Origin of the sequence: uncultured Bradyrhizobium sp. (genome assembly GCF_964252615.1) — a bacterium.
GTDB lineage: Bacteria > Pseudomonadota > Alphaproteobacteria > Rhizobiales > Xanthobacteraceae > Bradyrhizobium.
The window spans coordinates 38456-57387 of sequence record NZ_CAXUNQ010000007.1; the positions used below are offsets into that span (position 1 = coordinate 38456).

The 18932-nt window shown below is 61.6% G+C and carries 16 protein-coding genes; 5 read left to right on the plus strand and 11 right to left on the minus strand.

Annotated elements, in window-relative coordinates:
• Positions 1-117 precede the first annotated feature (117 nt).
• Positions 118-624, minus strand: coding sequence for a lipocalin-like domain-containing protein (locus ACFE72_RS06500; protein WP_375412254.1), 507 nt, complete (start codon positions 622-624; stop codon positions 118-120).
• A 253-nt stretch (positions 625-877) separates the two neighbouring features.
• On the opposite strand from ACFE72_RS06500, the gene ACFE72_RS06505 reads away from it, so the two are divergent.
• Positions 878-1705: a substrate-binding domain-containing protein gene (locus ACFE72_RS06505; RefSeq protein ID WP_375412255.1), complete on the plus strand. Its 828-nt coding sequence runs from the start codon at positions 878-880 to the stop codon at positions 1703-1705.
• Between the two features lie 2 nt (positions 1706-1707).
• On the opposite strand, the gene ACFE72_RS06510 is transcribed toward ACFE72_RS06505, so the two are convergent.
• The gene (locus ACFE72_RS06510) at positions 1708-2406 is read right to left on the minus strand and encodes an ABC transporter permease (RefSeq protein WP_375412256.1); all 699 of its coding nucleotides are present in this window, start codon (positions 2404-2406) and stop codon (positions 1708-1710) included.
• Between the two features lie 238 nt (positions 2407-2644).
• On the opposite strand from ACFE72_RS06510, the gene ACFE72_RS06515 reads away from it, so the two are divergent.
• The gene (locus tag ACFE72_RS06515) at positions 2645-3580 is read left to right on the plus strand and encodes a DMT family transporter (RefSeq protein ID WP_375412257.1); all 936 of its coding nucleotides are present in this window, start codon (positions 2645-2647) and stop codon (positions 3578-3580) included.
• On the opposite strand, the gene ACFE72_RS06520 is transcribed toward ACFE72_RS06515, so the two are convergent.
• A complete protein-coding gene (locus ACFE72_RS06520; RefSeq protein WP_375412258.1) occupies positions 3570-5051 on the minus strand; it encodes a hypothetical protein in 1482 nt (493 codons plus the stop codon). The two genes, ACFE72_RS06515 and ACFE72_RS06520, sit on opposite strands and share 11 nt — an antisense overlap.
• A gap of 416 nt (positions 5052-5467) precedes the next feature.
• Between ACFE72_RS06520 and ACFE72_RS06525 the strand changes: the two genes are divergently transcribed.
• The 3 genes from ACFE72_RS06525 to ACFE72_RS06535 all read left to right on the plus strand — a co-directional run bounded on the left by ACFE72_RS06525 (position 5468) and on the right by ACFE72_RS06535 (position 8626).
• Positions 5468-6439 carry a Ku protein gene (locus ACFE72_RS06525; protein ID WP_375412259.1) on the plus strand — a complete coding sequence of 324 codons (972 nt, stop codon included), beginning with the start codon at positions 5468-5470 and terminating at the stop codon, positions 6437-6439.
• Between the two features lie 211 nt (positions 6440-6650).
• Positions 6651-7577 (plus strand): DMT family transporter, encoded by a 927-nt coding sequence (locus ACFE72_RS06530; RefSeq protein ID WP_375412260.1) that lies wholly within the window; start codon positions 6651-6653, stop codon positions 7575-7577.
• An 80-nt stretch (positions 7578-7657) separates the two neighbouring features.
• A complete protein-coding gene (locus ACFE72_RS06535) occupies positions 7658-8626 on the plus strand; it encodes a Bug family tripartite tricarboxylate transporter substrate binding protein (RefSeq protein WP_375412261.1) in 969 nt (322 codons plus the stop codon).
• A 322-nt stretch (positions 8627-8948) separates the two neighbouring features.
• On the opposite strand, the gene ACFE72_RS06540 is transcribed toward ACFE72_RS06535, so the two are convergent.
• The 8 genes from ACFE72_RS06540 to glmM all read right to left on the minus strand — a co-directional run bounded on the left by ACFE72_RS06540 (position 8949) and on the right by glmM (position 18556).
• Entirely contained in the window at positions 8949-9785 is an 837-nt protein-coding gene (locus tag ACFE72_RS06540) for an enoyl-CoA hydratase-related protein (RefSeq protein WP_375412262.1), read from the minus strand.
• A gap of 192 nt (positions 9786-9977) precedes the next feature.
• Positions 9978-11567: a phosphoglycerate dehydrogenase gene (gene serA / locus ACFE72_RS06545; RefSeq protein ID WP_375412263.1), complete on the minus strand. Its 1590-nt coding sequence runs from the start codon at positions 11565-11567 to the stop codon at positions 9978-9980.
• 152 nt (positions 11568-11719) lie between these two features.
• The gene (locus tag ACFE72_RS06550; RefSeq protein WP_375412264.1) at positions 11720-12892 is read right to left on the minus strand and encodes a phosphoserine transaminase; all 1173 of its coding nucleotides are present in this window, start codon (positions 12890-12892) and stop codon (positions 11720-11722) included.
• A 112-nt stretch (positions 12893-13004) separates the two neighbouring features.
• Complete coding sequence (locus ACFE72_RS06555; RefSeq protein WP_375412265.1) at positions 13005-13256, minus strand: hypothetical protein; 252 nt, start codon at positions 13254-13256, stop codon at positions 13005-13007.
• 296 nt (positions 13257-13552) lie between these two features.
• Positions 13553-14377 carry an outer membrane protein gene (locus tag ACFE72_RS06560; protein WP_375412266.1) on the minus strand — a complete coding sequence of 275 codons (825 nt, stop codon included), beginning with the start codon at positions 14375-14377 and terminating at the stop codon, positions 13553-13555.
• Between the two features lie 171 nt (positions 14378-14548).
• A complete protein-coding gene (locus ACFE72_RS06565) occupies positions 14549-15394 on the minus strand; it encodes an outer membrane protein (protein ID WP_375412267.1) in 846 nt (281 codons plus the stop codon).
• A 238-nt stretch (positions 15395-15632) separates the two neighbouring features.
• Entirely contained in the window at positions 15633-16883 is a 1251-nt protein-coding gene (locus tag ACFE72_RS06570; protein WP_375412268.1) for an MFS transporter, read from the minus strand.
• A gap of 326 nt (positions 16884-17209) precedes the next feature.
• The gene (gene glmM, locus ACFE72_RS06575; protein ID WP_375412269.1) at positions 17210-18556 is read right to left on the minus strand and encodes a phosphoglucosamine mutase; all 1347 of its coding nucleotides are present in this window, start codon (positions 18554-18556) and stop codon (positions 17210-17212) included.
• Positions 18557-18932: the final 376 nt, after the last annotated feature.

The window sequence follows — 18932 nt, forward strand, 5'->3', positions numbered from 1 at the left end:
ATCATCAAACGCTGGTCCAAAGCCAGACGCTTCAGTGAAGGACAACAGAGCGGCGTCGTTCCACCAAGCGTTTTGCCGCGCCGGCCACGCTTTCGGCCAGCCCTGCCCGCCCCTTTCCTATTTCACCCGCCTGTAAAAATTGCTCGCACTGCCTCGCCCTCCGGCCAGGCCCGCGTTGGTGTTGACGAACTCATCGGCTGTGAGCTTGTCGATGCTGCGGGTCTGCACCTCCCCTTCCCAATTAGGGAATGACGCCGAGACGACGTTGTAGGTCACCGTCCTGTTGGCCTCGTCAATCGTGTAAGTGCCGAACACCGACAGGCTGCGCCGCATGATTTCGGCGTATTCCTCGGGCGTGCCGGTAAGGCGGTTGTTGGATGCGATCCTGGGCAGGTTGCCGGCGACATGGATCTGGGCGAAGCGGCCGTCGGCTGTGAAGATCAAAATGCCCTTGGGGGTCTCGCCGAACGGGAACGACTTCTTGCCGTCAGGCGCCGTGACCTCGGCGACCACGAAATTCCAGGTGCCGACGATTCCGTCCGTGAGACTCGTCGCGGATTGCGCGGCCGCGGCACCGGCCGACAGGGCAAGCGCGAGCGCGGCAGCGGCGATGGCTCTCAACATGGTATCCTCCCGGGTAGAGTTGGCGTGCAGCCTATTCCAGAACGCATCGCCGCGCGATGCCGGGCGTCGCTGGACGTATCGAAGCCCAACCGTCCCCGTGTCAGCCTGTGCCTTCTGCGACGAGACAATGCCGCGCGGGCTCTTCGGTTGCCCGCGGCAGATCGGAAGCTGACCGCAAGCGACAACGCGCCGCCTTGCGCATGGTGACCTGTATGATATTCGTTCTTAACGATTGCTCATAGACGCAAGCACCATGCATCACCGCCTCCTTCCGCTTGTTGCGCTCCTCACGTCGCTCCTCGCCGGGCCCGCGCTGGCGCAGCAGCCCTCGATCGTTGTCGCCTCGACCACTTCGACCGAGCAGTCCGGGCTGTTCGGCTTCCTGCTGCCGCGCTTTACCGAGGCAACCGGCATCGCGGTGAAGGTGGTGGCGGTCGGCACCGGACAGGCGCTCGACATGGGCCGGCGCGGCGATGCCGACGTGGTGTTCGTCCACGACAGGGCGGCAGAAGAGAAGTACATGGCGGAAGGCTTCGGCGTGCGCCGCTATGACGTGATGTACAATGACTTCATCATCGTCGGCCCGAATGCCGATCCAGCGCATATTGCCGGCAACAAGGATGTCATGGCGGCATTCCGCGCTATCGCCACGGCCAAGACCGCGTTCATCTCGCGCGGCGACCGTTCCGGGACCCACGCCGCGGAGCTGCGCTATTGGAAAGACGCCGGGGTCGACCTCGAGGAAGCCAAGGGCGCCTGGTATCGCGAGATTGGCCAGGGCATGGGCGCCGCGCTCAACATGGCGGCCTCGGAAAATGCTTATCTGCTGGCCGATCGCGGCACCTGGCTTTCGTTCAAGAACCGCGGTGACCTTAAAATCCTGGTGGAAGGCGACAAGAAATTGTTCAACCAGTACGGCGTGATGCTGGTCAACCCCGCCAAACATCCGAGCGTCAAAACTGGAGAAGGCCAAGCCTTCATCGACTGGCTCGTCTCATCCGGCGGGCAGAAGACCATCGCCGATTACAAGGTCGGCGGCGAGCAACTGTTCTTCCCGGACGCCGACCCGAAGGCGATGTAGGCTTATCGATTGTCCGCCCAGGCGTTGAGCAGGAACGCCGCGGTGCTGACCAGCACGCTGATCAACACCAGTACCAGCCCGAGACTGAGCGCCAGCGCAAGTTCGCCCTTGCCGGTTTCCAGCGCGATGGCCGTGGTCATGGTGCGCGTGAAGCCGCGGATATTGCCGCCGACCACGATGATGGCGCCGACCTCGGCGATGGCGCGGCCGAACGCCGCCAGAAAGGCCGTCAGCAGCGAGCCCCTGCCGATCATGAACAACAACTGGACGCTTCGTGCCTTCGACAGGCCGTCGGCGCGCATCAGGTCGCCATATTCCGACCACAGCAGCGCGGCGGGACGATGCACCAGCGCGATCACGATCGGTGTGGTCAGAACCACCTGCGCCATGACCATCGCAGCCGGCGTGAACAGCATCCCGGCAAAGCCGAGCGGCCCCGACCGTGATAGCAACAGATAGATCGCCAGCCCGACCACCACCGGCGGCAACCCGAGCAGCGCATTGGCCAGCACGATGAGGGTTTGCCGTCCGCGAAATCGTCCGACCGCGAGCGCGCCGCCCAGCGGCGCGCCGATCATCATGGCGATCAGGCTGGCCGACAGGCTGACACTCAACGACAGCGCGACGATCCCGACGGTCTCCGGATCGAGACTGGCGATGAGCGTAAGTGCCATACGCGCGGCCTGGACAAAATCATGCATCGGCTCTGTTTTATCGGTTCGGGCACGAAAGAACTACTGCCCTCAGTGCCACAGCGGGAACGGCGCCGTATCGGCTTCTTCGCGGCCTGAACCGCGTGCGGCCGCGCGCATGGTCGCAATGCATCAGCGCCATTGATGTCGGGTGAAAATCCGTGTCTGTGGAGCGCGTCGGGCGGCATCATTCCGGCCCGGTGGTACGCATCGGGCGGACGCGCCGGCATTTTAACCCGGGCCAAGAATGAGTGCTTCCGATCGTGCCGGCGCTGCATCCACCCGCTGGCTCGCCAACCAGCCCTATCTGCTGCTCAGCCTGACCGCGCTGTTCTGGGCCGGCAACGCCATCGTCGGCCGCTTCGCGGCGGGGCATATTGCGCCGGTGACGCTGTCGTTCCTGCGCTGGACCGGCGCGTTCCTGATCGTCCTTCCTTTTGCGTGGCGACATCTGGCGCGCGACTGGAACGCGATCCGGGAACGGATCGGCCTGATGGTGCTGCTCTCGGTGACCGGCATTGCCGCCTTCAATACGTTGCAATATTGGGCGCTCGAACACACCCAGGCGCTCAACACCCTGTTACTGCAGTCCGCGGCGCCGCTGCTCGTCGCGATCTGGTCGCTGGCCCTGCTCGGCGTCCGGCTGACGCCGGCACAGGCCTGCGGCATCGCGCTGTCGCTGTGCGGCGTGCTGGTGATCCTGCTGCACGGCGATCTCACCACGCTGAAAAACATCGAATTCAACCAAGGCGACGTCATCTTCACCGTGGCGATGGCGATTTTCGGGCTGTATTCGGTGCTGACGCCGAAACGTCCCGATATCCATAGCCTGTCATTCGTCGGCTTTACGTTCGGCGTGGGCGCTGCATGCCTGGTCCCGCTGTTCATTTGGGAGCTGCTGTCGCGTCCTGTAATGCAACTCGACGCCGCCAATCTGCTGTCGCTGTTCTATGTCGCGGTGTTTCCCTCGACGCTGGCCTATCTGTGCTTCAATCGCGGCGTGCAGTTGATCGGCGCCAACCGTGCCGCACCCTTTTTTCATATGGTGCCCGTGTTCGGTTCGGCGATGGCGATTTTCTTCCTCGGCGAGCAGCCGCACTGGTTTCATCTGTTCGGTTACGCGCTGGTGCTGACCGGCGTGTACGTCGCCTCGCGGAAGCCGGTGCTGCTTCCTACAGGATGACGGGTTCGCTTGCTGCCGGATCGTCCAGGCACGGCGCCATTTCGGCCACCAGGAAGCGCCAGACGTTCTTGGCGTCGGCCAGTGTAAAAGCAGGCTCGTTGTCGAGATAGTAGCGGAACATGCCCCAGTCCCAGTACGACAGGTTGGCGGTTTTCTCCGGCGTGAACATGATGTTCTGAAACCCGTCGTGACCGAAGTGACACAGACCGGCATAGTGACCGCCTTCATGCGCGAGAACATAGCGGAAGATCTGGGTCGGCCATTGATCGTGATAGATGACACCGGCTCCGGTGCGCCGATTGATTGACATGCAGCAGCCGTCGTCGCGCTCCGGCGTATTGGTGCATGGCGTGGCAGCGCTGCCTTCGCTGATGTTCCGCCCCGAGGTCTGACCCAGACCGGTAACGAGATCGAAGGCCGCAAGTGCCAGCAGGTTGCACTGGTCGCTCTGCGGATCGCGCAATCCTTCGCTGACGAGATAGGGTCCAAGCTTGGAGCGATCGAAGGTCAATTCATTCAAGGTTTCGATGTCATGGAAAGGAATGGAGGGAAAATATTCGAAGCGCCCGCCCGTGTTCCATTTGAGGTTGATCCCGAGCTTTTTGAACTTGTCGATCGAGACCTGCACGAAATCCTTTACCGCGTTCGCCGTCAGCGCATAGACGATGATGCGTCCGTCCTTGCCGTCGCTGTCGATGTAATGCGCCAGCGTCCAGCGGTTGATCGGAAAACTGCTCTCGATCGTGCCGTCGGCGTTGGCCGATCGCACCAGGGTACGCCGGCGGCCGACGTCGAAGGAATCGAAACTGGTAAGGCCGGCCATCGCATAGAGATCGATGATGCCGTTCTGGTGCCACTGCCAGAGCGGCGCGTTGCCGGAATCGAGGCGAAACACCCGATGCTCGGCGTTCATCGGGTAACCCCAGGAGGTGCGGTCGAGCCCGAGACGGTCGCGGATTCGTGCCAGTTGCGACGGATTGAACCCGAAATGCTGATTGATAAGCTTGTCAACGAATTCGCGCAGGTCCTCGGCCTGCCAGGCATCGCGGATGCCGCCGATAAGCGTGCCGAGCGTCAGGAAGCGGACGACATTCAGGACCAGTTCGACCACATCGAGAAGGATTGCGCCGAGCTTGCCGATAAATCCCGCAAGATCGCCATGCAGCAACGCACCGAGCGCGCCGCCGACATTGTGGACGATGTCGAAGACCTTATCGATGACGTCCTGCAGGCCCTTGACCACCCCCGCAAGTCCGCCGAGCACGATGTTGCCGATGCGGCAGCCCACGCCGCCAGCGTTGCGGCACAGCCACGAGTTGGCCCAGCCCAGGCCGTCTTGGATACCGCCGACGACGGTATCGACACCGTCCTGGACCGTGTTGGTCACGACATCGACGACGCCTTCGACGGCATCGCCGACCGCGCCGGCGGCCGACGACACGGCGTTTCCGATATCACTCAGCCAACCCATGACACCACCTCGTTGCTGGAGGAATGTGCAGAAAAATCGCGACGGGCGCGCCGTGCAAACTTCCGGTCATGATAGCGCCGCCGGAGATTCGTCAACTAATTCGCGGAGTATAATCAGAACCGGATGTTTTGCATGCAAAAATGGCAATGGCCATGGAAAGCGCTTTTGACGTGCAGGAAGCGTGACGCAATTATCTTGCAGGCCCGTACTCCTGCGCATTCGTCACGGCGATGTCCAGCGCTTCACGGCCGCGCTCGTTTCCTTTTCGTTCGCCCTGCTGTTGTGCGCGACCGCCGGCAATCGACACAACCGCAGTAGGATCATTCACCATTCCGGAACAAATTAACCGTAACGATCTTTGTCCAGTGATCCCGCGATGATAGTATCCGCCGGTTCTGTTGTGTCTGGAGTAAGCCATGGCCCCGCGCGCCAACTGGAAAGGCTTTTTGCGCCTTTCTCTCGTCACCTGCCCGGTTGCGTTGTTTCCGGCGACCTCCGATTCCGAAAAAATCAGTTTCAATCAGATCAACCGGAACACCGGCCACCGCATCAAATACCTCAAGGTCGATGCCGACACCGGCGATGAAGTCGCCTCCGACGACATCATGAAAGGCTACAAGGTCGACACCGACACCTATATCGAAATCTCCAAGGACGAGCTCGACAACATCGCGCTGGAATCCACCCGCACCATCGAGATCGACCAGTTCGTGCCGCGATCGGAAATCGACGATCTGTATCTGGTGCGGCCGTATTATATCGTGCCCGACGGCAAGGTCGGCCATGATGCCTATGCCGTGATCCGCGAAACCATCCGCTCGCTCGACAAGGTCGCGCTGGCCCGGGTGGTGCTGACCAACCGCGAGCATGTCATCGCGCTGGAGTCGCGCGACAACGGCCTGGTGGGCATGCTGCTGCGCTATCCATACGAGGTGCGAAATTCGGCCGACTATTTCGACGATATCCAGGACGTCAAGATCACCAAGGACATGCTCGACCTCGCCAAGCACATCGTGCAGCAGAAGTCGGGCCATTTCGAGCCCGCAAAATTCGAGGACCATTACGAGGCGGCGCTGACCGAACTGATCAACAAGAAGCGCAACGGCGAACGCATCGCAGCGGCATCGAAGCCGCAATCGAATGACAACGTCATCAACCTGATGGACGCGCTGAAGCGCAGCATTTCCGGCAAACCCGCCGCCGCCAATCCTGACGCAGCCGCAAAGCCCGCGGCGGCAACCAAAACCGCCAAGGCCAAGAAGCCCCGCAAGGCGGTCGGCCAGCGCGAAATGCTGCTCCCGATTTCCGGCAAGCGCGCCGCCAAAGCCGACGAGAAGAGCGCGCCGAAGGAAATCAAGGCAAAGCCGCGCGCGCGCAAGGCCGGGTAGCCCTGCTCACACCAAGGCGGCAGGTCCCAGCTTGCACCGGCTGTGAAAGGCCGGAAGCGTCGATGCCGTCCCGCCGCCAGGATCCGTCGGTACGGATGCCGGCGTTTGCGAGGGCAGCCGATATCGGCAGCAAGACCGTTTCCGGCATGGGACCGTCCCGGCGCTGACGGTTGCGGCGCCGGAAGCGTTCGGGCAACACTGGCTTCGCCTGATGACTGCCAGCACGCCCACGCCCGCCGCTCCGATCCGCTGGCTCAACAACCAGCCCTATCTGCTGCTAAGCCTGACATCGTTGTTCTGGGCAGGAAATATCGTGCTCGGACGCTACGTCGCAGGCCACGTGCCGCCGATCACGCTGTCCTGTATCCGGTGGATCGGCGCGCTCGCGATCCTGCTGCCGTTCGCCTGGCCGCATTTGCGGCGCGACTGGCCGGCGCTGCGCGCGCGGCCTGCGCTCATCGTGGTGCTGTCGGCGAGCGGATTTGCCATCAACAACACGCTGTCCTACTGGGCACTGCAGTATACGCAGGCGCTGAACGCGCTCCTGATCCAGTCTTCCGGACCGCTGTTCGTCGCACTATGGTCGCTATTGCTGTTCGGCGTGCGGCTGACCTGGGCGCAGCTCCTCGGCATCACGATCTCGATGTCCGGCGTGCTTACCATCGTTCTTGGCGGCGACTTGGCGGCGGCTGCCGGTATCGGTTTCAACATGGGTGACGTGATGTTTGCAGGCGCGCTCTGCGTGTTCGGAATATATTCGGCGCTAATGCCCCGCCGGCCGGTAACGCACCAGTTGTCGCTCATCGGCGTGACCATGGGATGCGGCGCCCTGCTGATGTTGCCGGGCATGCTGTGGGAAATGTCGACCGGATACACGTTAAAGCCGGACGCTACCACCGTGCTGACGCTGATCTATGTGGTAATCTTCCCTTCCGCGCTGGCCTATCTGTTTTTCAACCGCGGTATTGCGCTGATCGGGCCAAACCGCGCCGCGCCATTTTTCCATCTGGTGCCGGTGTTCGGCTCGGCGATGGCGATTCTGTTCCTCGGCGAGCAGCCGCGGCTGTTCCATCTCGTGGGATATTTGCTGGTGCTTGCCGGCGTCGTGATTGCGTCACGACAGTCGTCGTCGGCATAAATGCACGGCGGCGGCTTCCGCTTTGCGCTTTGGCGGGCTAGCCTGCTGATCAAATAATGTTACGGGGAAAAGGAAACAGAATGACTTCGCTGTTCTCGCGCGTCGCCGCGCTCGCATTTGCCAGCCTTACATCCAGCGCCCTTGCCCAAACACCCGCCTACCCCACGCGCACCATCACGCTGGTGCTCCCGTTCGCCGCCGGCAGCGGCACCGACACCACGACGCGGATCATCTCCAAGGAACTCGGGACCGCGCTCGGCATCGGCATGGTGATTGACAACAAGGCAGGCGCCAACGGCTCGATCGCGGCGAGCTATGTCGCGCGTGCCGCGCCCGACGGGTACACGCTGTTCGTCACTACCAACACCACGCATTCCGCCAATCCGTATCTGCTCAAGACTCTGAGCTACGATCCAATGAAGGATTTCACGCCGATCGCGCGTACTGGCGACCTACCCTTCATGCTGGTGATCAATCCGGAGATTCCCGCCAACTCGGTGCAGGACCTGATCGAGCTGGCAAAGAAGGAGCCCGGCAAATACTCTTACGCCAGCGGCTCATCGTCGGCGATCGTGTCGGGCGCCACCTTCGCGCGTCTCGCCGGGCTGGACCTGCTTCATGTTCCCTATAAGAGCTCGCCTCCGGCCCTGACCGACGTCATTGCGGGACGCGTCAGCATGATGTTCGTGGACGTGCTGACCGGTCTGCCTCATGTCAATGGCAAGTCGCTGAAGGCGCTTGCGGTGACCACCAAGAATCGCTCGGCGTTGCTGCCCGCGTTGCCCTCGATGGACGAGGCAGGAGTCAAAGGCTTCGATATTACGTCGTGGCAGGGTTATCTCGGTCCCGCCAATCTGCCGAAGGACATCGTGCTGCGCCTCAATACCGAAATCCGCAAGATCATCGACCGGCCCGAGATCAAGAAAGAGCTTGGCGAGCGCGGCATGGAAGCATTTTCGGGTCCTCCGGAGGAATTCGAGCGATTCCTTCAAGAGCAGCTCGTGGTCTGGGAGAAGCTGATCGCCGACGCCGGCATCGAGAAGCAGTGAGTCCGCCCTCACGGCCGTCCTCCTGAGAGGCTGTGAATGTTTACGTCATAGCGAGCGAAGCGACGCGATCGCCGGGCGCCTCAGAGGCTGACCGAAAAGCGGTCAATATTTCCCTGCTCTCGCCGTCGGAATGAAAATGGGTCATTTTCGTCATGGCCGGGCTTCGTCCCGGCCATCCACGTCTTTCTTGCTTCAGCGCCCTTAAGACGTGGATGCCCGGCACAAGGCCGGGCATGACGAACCAACGGCGACGCCCGATTTCATTGGAGGCTTTTTCGGTCGGACTCTCAGGAGGACGGCGGAGTTGCCGGGAAGGATATGCTCACTCCTTCTTGGTCCGGTAATCGCCGAATGCCGTGTCGCGCTGGTCAAGCTGCGCTTTAACGCTGCCGCCGTCGCGGCGAAAAGTGGACATGTAGGCGCGGCTCGCTTCGGTAGTGAAGGCCAGCGCCTGGATTTCGGTGCCGGCGCGCATCGCGGCGCGCGCGCCCATGATCTCCATCGCGCGATGGACCGAGCGCTTGTTGAGCTGCTGCAGCTCGACCGGCACCTTCGCCACGCGTTCGGCGAAATCGAGCGTGCGTTGGTCTAATTCGGTCAATGAAAACGATCTGGTCGCAAACCCCCACTGCGCCGCTTCCCGTCCGGACATCGCGTCGCCGGTCAGCATCAATTCCATGGCGCGGCGCATGCCGACCAGCCACGGATGGTATTGCATGTCCGGCGGGCTCATCAGCCGCACCGGGGGATACCCGATCTCGGCGTCGTCGGCGACGTAGACCACATCGCAGGCGGTAGCCAGTTCAGTGCCGCCGGCAAGACAATAGCCGTGCACTTGCGCGATTACCGGCTTGGCCAGGTCCCAGATTCCGAACCACCCCTCGATCACATGCCGCGCCCATTGTCCTGGCCCCGCCGACGAATGATAGGGCTGATCGACCGAATTGTCCGTTGCCAGGTCGTAGCCCGCCGAAAAACACGAACCAGCGCCTCGCAAGATCGAGATCGAAACGTTCGGGTCACGATCGGCTGACTGCAGTGCGTCGAAGATTTCCCTGCGCAGCAGGTTGTTCAGCGCGTTGCGCTTGTCCGGCCGGTTCAGTGTGATGCGCTGAACCCGCGGCTTCGGTTCATCGACGAGGATGTGCTGATAAGGCATGGACGGTTGCTCCCTGTCGCAGGCCGATTGTATGGCCTCGGCATGCTCATACCGGCATCAGAGAGCAAGTCGTCGCAGGAGGCAATCACCCTTCCACGAGTCGTCCGCGCGAACGGTTGTTCGCCTAATCGGCAGTCCTGGAATGGCAGGCGCGCCTGCGGACGGCGATGGTCAGTTCGGCGTCGCAGCAACTCAGAATCGCAGCGCCTTGGCATGCCGTACCTGCGGCAGCGACTGCACCTGGACCAGCACGTCCGCCGGCACCTCGCCGTCGATTTCGACCAGCGCGATGGCGTCGCCGCCCTGCTCGTTGCGGCCGAGATGAAAGGTCGCGATGTTGATCCTGGCGTCCCCGAGCAGACTCGCAAACTTTCCGATGAAGCCGGGCTTGTCCTCGTTGGTAATGTAGATCATCGACTTGCCGAACTCGGCGTCGACACGGATGCCTTTGATGTCAACGAGACGCGGCTGGCCGTCGGCATAGACCGTGCCGGATACCGAGCGCTCCTGCCGTTCGGCGGCGACGGTGACCGTGATCAGGTTCTCGTAATCGCTTTGCGCCGCGCGCACGACTTCGTCGACCACCATGCCGCGTTCCTTGGCGACGACCGGCGCCGAAACCACATTGACGTCGCCCAGCATCGGCCGCAGCAACCCGGTCAACGCCGCCGAAGTCAGCGCCTTGATCTTCATTTCCGCGACGTAGCCTTCATAGGTGATCGTGACCTTGGTGATACCGGTTTCGGTAAGCTGACCCGCAAACGAGCCGAGCTTTTCGGCAAGATCGATGAACGGTTTCAGCTTCGGCGCCTCCTCGGCGGTGATCGAGGGGAAGTTCACCGCGTTGGAGATCGCGCCGGTCAGCAGATAATCCGACATTTGTTCGGCGACCTGAAGCGCCACGTTCTCTTGCGCCTCAGTGGTGGCGGCGCCCAGATGCGGCGTGCAGATCACATTGGGATGACCGAACAGCACGTTGGTGATCGCGGGCTCCTCCACGAACACGTCGAGCGCCGCACCCGCGACCTGCTTGGAATTCAGCGCATCGAGCAGCGCCTGCTCGTCGACGAGACCGCCCCGCGCGCAATTGATGATGCGCACGCCCTGCTTCATCCTGGAAAGCGCCGCCGCGTCGATGATGTTCTTGGTTTTTTCGGTGAGCGGGGTATGCAAAGTGATAAAATCAGCGCGCTTGAACAGATCGTCGAGCTCGACCTTCTCGACGCCGATGTCCCTGGCGCGCTCCGGCGACAGGAACGGATCGTAAGCCACCACTTTCATGCGCAGTCCGAGCGCGCGATCCGCCACGATGGCGCCGATGTTGCCGCAACCGATCACCCCCAGCGTCTTGGCGGTGATCTCGACGCCCATGAAGCGGTTCTTTTCCCACTTGCCGGCTTGCGTGGAGGCGTCGGCTTGCGGGATCTCGCGCGCCAGCGCCAGCATAAGGGTGATGGCATGCTCGGCGGTGGTGATCGAATTGCCGAACGGCGTATTCATCACGATGATGCCCTTCGCCGTCGCCGCCGGAATCTCCACGTTGTCGACACCGATGCCGGCGCGGCCGATCACTTTCAGCCGCGTCGCCCGCTCCAGGATTTTCGCGGTTGCCTTGGTCGCCGAGCGGATCGCAAGGCCGTCATAACTGCCGATGATCTCGGCAAGTTTGTCCTTGTCCTTGCCGAGATTGGGCTGGAAATCGACCTCGATGCCGCGGTCCTTGAAGATCTGCACCGCGGCGGGAGACAGCGCATCGGAAATGAGAACTTTGGGTTTGGACATCGGGGCTTTCCATCTTCGTCATTCCGCAGCGCGAGCTCTGCGACAAAATTGATCAATTCTGCGCTGAGCTTGCCACCGGGAATCCAGACGAGGTTGCAGTGCTTTGAATTGGGTTCCGGAGCCGCGCTTCGTGCGTCCCCGGAATGACGGGTTCACGCGGCCTTTGCCAGCGTCGATTTCATTTCGGCGAACGCCCAGTCGATCCACTGCGTCAGCATTGCTACGTCTTTTGCCTCGACGGTGGCGCCGCACCAGATACGAAGGCCGGCGGGCGCGTCGCGATAGTGCGCGAAATCGTAACCTGCGCCTTCCTTCTCCACCATTGCGACCAGCTTCTTGGCAAAATCCGACTGCGCGTCATTGCTCAGCGACGTGATGGCGGGATCGACCACCTTCATGCACACCGAGGTGTTGGAACGGATCGCCGGATCCTTCGCCAGAAAATCAATCCACGGCGTCTTCACCTTCCAGTCCGCCAGCACCTTGGTGTTGGCGTCGGCGCGCGCGATCAGCCCCTTCAACCCGCCGGCCGACTTCGCCCAGTTCAGCGCATCGAGATAATCCTCGACGCACAGCATCGACGGCGTGTTGATGGTTTCGCCCTCAAAAATGCCTTCGTTAAGCTTGCCGCCCTTGGTCATGCGAAAGATCTTCGGCAGCGGCCATGGCGGCGTATAGCCTTCAAGACGCGCCACCGCGCGCGGCGACAGCACCAGCATGCCGTGGCCGGCCTCGCCACCCAGCGCCTTCTGCCAGGAGAACGTCACCGCATCGAGCTTGGCCCAGTCGAGTTCTTGCGCGAATGCGGCAGACGTCGCATCGCAAATCGCCAGGCCTTCGCGGTCGGTCGCGATCCAGTCCGCATCGGGCACGCGCACGCCGGAGGTGGTGCCGTTCCAGGTGAAGACGATGTCGGACTTCGGATCCACCCCGCCCAGATCGGGAATCTCGCCATAGGGCGCGTGCAGTTTGGTGACATCCTTGAGCTTCAATTCCTTGACGATGTCGCTGACCCAGCCTTCGCCGAATGACTCCCACGCAATCGTCGTGACCGGTCGCGCACCGAGCAGAGACCACAGCGCCATCTCGACCGCGCCGGTATCGGACGCCGGAACGATGCCGATTTTGTAATCGGCGGGCACTTCGAGCACTTCGCGCGTCAATTCGATCGCGAGCTTGAGCCTCGCCTTGCCGATTTTCGCGCGATGCGAACGGCCGAGCGCTGCGTGCTTGAGATTGTCGGGGGTCCAGCCGGGGCGCTTGGCACAGGGGCCGGAGGAAAAATGCGGCACGTTGGGCCGCAAGGCGGGCTTCGCAGCAGTCATGATCTATCCTTCCAGATAGCAAGCCTCCCGTTGGGGGGAGGTGTCCCGCCGTCGGAGATATGGCAATTGTGACGAAGCGTCAAGATGGGAATGCTGCGCTCGGGTAAAACCGCTATGGTTTAAGCCCAACAGTCGGCGCGGCCAGCCGCCACAACGTTGTCACCTCCTGGCCTGCGGCCAGCCAGGCCAGCATGGCCACGCAGCAGAGGTTAACCGCCACCAGCATCGAAAAGGCTAACGGGTGCTCGTTGAGATCAAGCGGGCCATCTTCGTGCCCGATAATTCCGCTGCGAAAGGCGCGGACCAGTCCGCATGCCATGAACACTGCGAAGCTTCCAGCCAGCACGCGGTCAAACGGATTCATGACAGATCTCCAACGCCGAACGATATTTGGCAGAGATCAATAAAACGTCGCCGATCATGCTGAATGAATTGTTCAGAAGGTGCGGTAAAAACCTTATCGTCATCCCGACACATGGCTGGCGCAAATCGCAGCCGCCGTAGAAGCGCCGGGGCATTGATGCGAGTGCTGTGCGGGATCAATTAGGCCCCGTGCGGCCTTTTCCCCAAGCTTCGGCAACAGCCCATTTCAGCAGTTGCTCGACGACGGCAGAGGTCGTTCCGACGTCCAGCCTGGATTTCGTCTGTCAACAGGAGCGTTTAGAACTTGTAGCCGATGCCGGCGCGTACGGTGTTGATGGTGGTGTCAACCGGGGCGGTGAAGCGCATGTATTCCCATTCGGCGCGCACGAAGAGGTTGGCAAACAGCATCATGTCGATGCCGAGTCCGCCGGAATAGCCGTAGATGAAATGCGCATTTGCAGTGTCGGCCAGGCTGTCGCTGTAGGGCCCGAGCGTAGGCAATGGAGGAATTTGCGTGCCGACATAACGGTAGAACAACGTATAATTCGCGCTACGATTGATGTTGGCCTGGCCAAGGGCGACGCCGCCGAACAAATAGGGCAGGAAGCAACCGAACGCGTATCCGCCGCGTACACGCAGCGAGCCGAAATCGGTGATCGTCATTGCCGAACTCGACGATATGGTCGCCTGGGTCTGATAGTCGCTGGGAAAGAAGAAGGTTCGCCCCTGCCTGCCGCTGGAACTGCCGGCGAATTTACCGTGCACATAGTTGAGTTCGACGCCGGCGACGACGTCGGTCCACTGCCCGTTATAGCCGAAGAAGCCGCCAAATCCGCTGTTTTGCGTCGAGTTCTTGTGTTGCAGCGGCCAGCTCGAGATATTGAACTGCTGCTCCACGTCGACGTTGTTGAGCAGCTGCTTCAGCAGATCCTGACCTGAATTCGTAAAATCCATGTCGGCGGCGCCGTAGCTGGCCTGACCGCCGATGTAATAGCCCTGCCAGTTCGTGCGTGCGGCCGGGACGGAAGGAATGAGGCTACCACGCAAGAAATCCGGCATGTCGGCGGCCTGCGCAGTTGCCGCCATTCCGAGGATCACCGCCGCCAACAACAACCGACGCATCGCAACGCTCCATACCACTTTGACTTGGGTTGATCATCGCTCGTTAACCTTAACCAATCGTTGTCGCGGAGCTATGACGGAACGATCTTTTCGCTTCGCACAGCTCGCACAAAACAAAACGGCGCGGGAAAATCCCGCGCCGTCAAGACCGGTTGAGAGAAGCGCGTGCGATCAGCCTTTGCGGATCAGCGGAGCCGGTGCCGGCGTCGGCACGTCGCAGCAGGTCCAGCGCACGCCGAGCTTGAGGTCGTGCGAGGTCAGGTCGTGGAATTCGAAGGCGCGGCTCGATCGCGTGCCGTCGAAGGTCGATCCACCGCCGGTGATCGCGGTACCCAAGTCGAGATAGCGGTAGGCCAGTTCGATGGTGAAGTTCGGGCTGACCTTGTAGGCAAGACCCGCATGGGCCGCCCAGGCGAAATTGGCCTTGGTTTCGGTGGAATTTGCGAAGTACGCCGCCGCGTTGACGGAGCCTACGCCGGGACTCGGGATCGCGCCGAAGTCGGTTAGCCCGCTGATCTGGTTGAAGGCACCGCCGACGCCGGCCCCGATAAACGGGGTAATGCACCACCAGGTGCCGAGATCGACATAGACGTTGGCCATTCCGACCCAGCTCGTATAGCCGGCGCTGTAGGTGTCGGCGATCGGCCCGAGGCCGGCGATGCTCGCGAAGTCGGTGCCGCTGAAGTGCACCTTGGAGCGGTATTCGCCGGTGATGTCGGCGCGGAACCAGCTATTGAACTGATAGCCGACACCGAGCGCGTACGATGTGCCGCCGGTAAACTCGTGACCGAGCTGGCTGACCGACAGCGTCGTCGCGTCATTATAGGCGGGCGCGAAGAATTTGCCGCGGGTATTGGTCATGCCGATGTCGCCGCGCAAATACCAGCCGCCGAAATCCTCGACCGGAGGCGGGTAGTATGCCGGCGGCGGCGCCGCAATGGCCATATCGGCGGCAAAGGCGCCGGATGACAGCAGGGATGCCGCACCGGCGGCGATCAGAATTTTAACGCTACGCATTGGCTTCGTCCTCTTGTCCGGTGAGGCAGACGAGGCCTCACATCAAAAACTCACAAGCGGACGATGCCATCAATTTCTTAAGCGCCACTTAACCCTAATTTTTAAGGTTGATAATCTGCGAAGATTTTTTTCAGGCAGGCTTTCAAGCCAAACCGGCGTCGCCACACTCGCTAACAATATATTGATAAGGGCTGCACGGCCGGCCTGGTCGTTGCCTCATGACGACATCACGCGATCTCTAGCGCGCGGCCTTCGGCATCTTCGGCAGGAATACGGCGAGCAGGCCGATGGCCGGCAAGAACGCGCAAATCTGGTAGACGAAAGCGATGCCCATGTGATCGGCGACGCGGCCGAGCATGGCAGCACCGAGGCCGCCGATCCCGAACGCCACGCCGAAGAACACCCCGGAGATCATGCCGAAGCGGTGCGGCATCAGTTCTTGCGCAAATACGATGATCGAAGTGGTTGCTGACGAAATGATCAGGCCGATGAAAATCGTCAACACCGCGCTTGCGTAAAGTCCGGCATAGGGAAGCGCCAGCGTGAACGGCAGTGCGCCGAGGATCGAAAGCCAGATAATATATTTACGGCCGAAGCGGTCGCCGAGCGGACCGCCGAAGAAGGCGCCGACTGCGTTCGCGGCGAGAAAGATGAACAGATATAACTGCGCGGTCTGGGTCGATACGTGGAATTTGTCGATCAGATAGAAGATGTAATAGCTCGACAGGCTCGACGTGTAGAGCTGCTTGGAGAACAACAGCGCGACCAGCACGGCAAGTGCGATTTTCACGCGGTCCGATCCCGGCGCGTCCGGATGTGCCTTTGGCGCCGGGAATTTCTTTGAGGCAATCTGGGGCTTGTACCAGACGCCGATCCGCCACAGCACGACGATGGCGAGGAAGGCGATCGACGAAAACCACGCGATGCTGGGCTGGCCGAACGGCACCACGATCAGGGCCGCCAGCACCGGGCCCATCGAGGTGCCGAAACTGCCGCCGAGCTGGAATACGGACTGCGCAAAGCCGTAGCGTCCGCCGGAGGCCAGCCGCGCGATCCGCGCCGATTCCGGATGAAACACCGCGGAGCCGAGCCCGACCAGCGCGGCCGCCACAAGGATGACCGGGTACCGCGTTGCGACGCTGAGCAGCAGGAGCCCGAAAAACGTAAAGCCCATGCCGAGCGCGAGCGAGAACGGCTGCGCTTTCTTGTCGGTGACGTGCCCGATCACCGGCTGCAGCAGCGAGGCGGTGAACTGGAACGCCAGCGTGATCAGGCCGATCTGGGTGTAGTCGAGCGCATAAGCATCCTTCAGAATCGGATACACCGAGGCGATCAGTGACTGCATGGTGTCGTTGAGGAAGTGCGAAAAGCTGATTCCCGCCAGCACGACATAGGCCGGCCCGGCGACCGTTGCGGCGGCGGGAACGGCGTCTTCAACGACGACCGGCGCGACCAGCGTTTCGTCTTCGATGATGACGGACTTGTTCAAGGGACGGCCTAGCTGACTGCGATCGTAATGCGCTGTTCTATGTCGTCGGCGCCACGCCCACCAGCACGATTCGATAATGGCAGGGATGCACCAAGATGTCGTCTCTGCAAAAGGCGCGGATCCGGTCAACGCCGACGCCTGAGATCACCGAGGCACCCGGTCAGGTCTTATCGGATGCACACAACTCCGCCGTCATTGCCGGCTTGACCGGGAATCGACCCCTTCGCAAAGACTCTTGTGAAGATGGATGGATACGGGGGTCAAGCCTGCATATGATGAGATGTGTGATCCAGCAGGGTCACGCCGGACAATGACGCGGGACGTGCTCACGCCGCCGCAGCGTGGCCTAGCGCGGAAACAATGTGATCCACGACTTCCTCGACCAGGATGCGATCGTCGCCCTCGCCCATCACACGGATCACGGGTTCGGTGCCGGAGGAGCGGACCAGCAGCCGGCCGTGGCCGTTGAGGCGTCTTTCGCCGTCGCTGATGGCTGATTTGACGTCGGCGTCGTCGAGCGGCTTGCCACTGCGATAGCGCACGTTTTTCAGAATCTGCGGCAACGGCTCGAAGCGACGACAGACCTCCGACACCGGACGGCGGAGTTTTTGCACCACGGCCAGCACCTGCAGCGCCGAAACAAAGCCGTCGCCGGTGGTCGCGTAATCCGACAGGATGATATGGCCGGACGGTTCGCCGCCGAGGTTATAGCCGCGGCTCAGCATCTGCTCGAGCACATAGCGGTCGCCGACCGGCGTACGTACCAGGTCGAGGCCCAGATCATTGAGGAAACGCTCGAGGCCAAGATTCGACATCACGGTCGAGACCACGCCGGGTTTGGAAAGCCGGCTGTCTTCCTGCCAGCTTTGCGCGATCACCGCCAGCAGTTGATCGCCGTCGACCACGTGACCGCGCTCATCGACAAGGATGACGCGGTCGGCATCGCCGTCGAGCGCGATACCGATGTCGGCCCGCATTTCGCGCACCTTGCGGCTCAGCGCTTCCGGCGCCGTGGAGCCGCAGTCCTTGTTGATGTTGAATCCATCGGGCTCAACGCCGATGGCGATGACGTCGGCGCCGAGTTCCCACAGCGCTTCCGGGACCACCTTGTAGGCGGCGCCGTGGGCGCAATCCACCACCACCCGCAAGCCATCAAGGCTGAGATCGCGCGGCAGCGTGCGCTTGGCGAATTCGATGTAGCGGTCGTGCACGCCGTCGATGCGGCGCGCGCGCCCGAGGCTGGCGCTTTGGGCGAGTTTCCTGTCAAGGTTCTCGTCCAGCAACTGCTCGATCTGCTTTTCGACGTCGTCGGACAGTTTGAAGCCGAGCGGTCCGAACAGCTTGATACCGTTGTCCTCGAACAGATTATGGGAGGCGGAAATCATGACGCCGAGATCGGCGCGCATCGATTTCGTGAGCATCGCCACGGCCGGTGTCGGCATCGGACCGAGCAACAGCACGTCCATGCCGACCGAGGTGAAACCGGCCACCATGGCGTATTCGATCATGTAACCGGACAGCCGCGTATCCTTGCCGATGACGACGCGGTGGCGATGGTCGCCGCGCTGGAATACGAGGCCAGCCGCCTGCCCCACTTTCATCGCCAGTTCCGGGGTGATCAGGCCATTGGCGCGGCCTCGAATCCCGTCCGTCCCGAAATATTTCCGGCTCATCGATCCCCCATTATCGTCCAAGCCTCTTCCACCGTCACGGCAAGAAGCTCTGAACGCCCAGCCCAACCTAATGTGACGCGGTTATAAAGCCATTGGCCCTAAAATGGCTTCAAAAAATATGATGAATCATTACCAGTGGTCCGGCTTGGGTGCGGCCGTTAGCCTATTGAAAATATTAACTAACCAGATTATCACGCCGACAAGCGGCGTTTCGGGAACCCCGTTCGGCTTCCCAACGGTGCCGTTTTTGCCCTCCAAGGTTCAGCTAACCCCGGCGCTTGACGTGATGGTCCTCTTTTGACGGCGCCGGCTGGCTCACATTGACCGGATCAGGCCCCCGGGGAGGTTTCTTCATGGCCCTCTTCCGAGCCTGGTC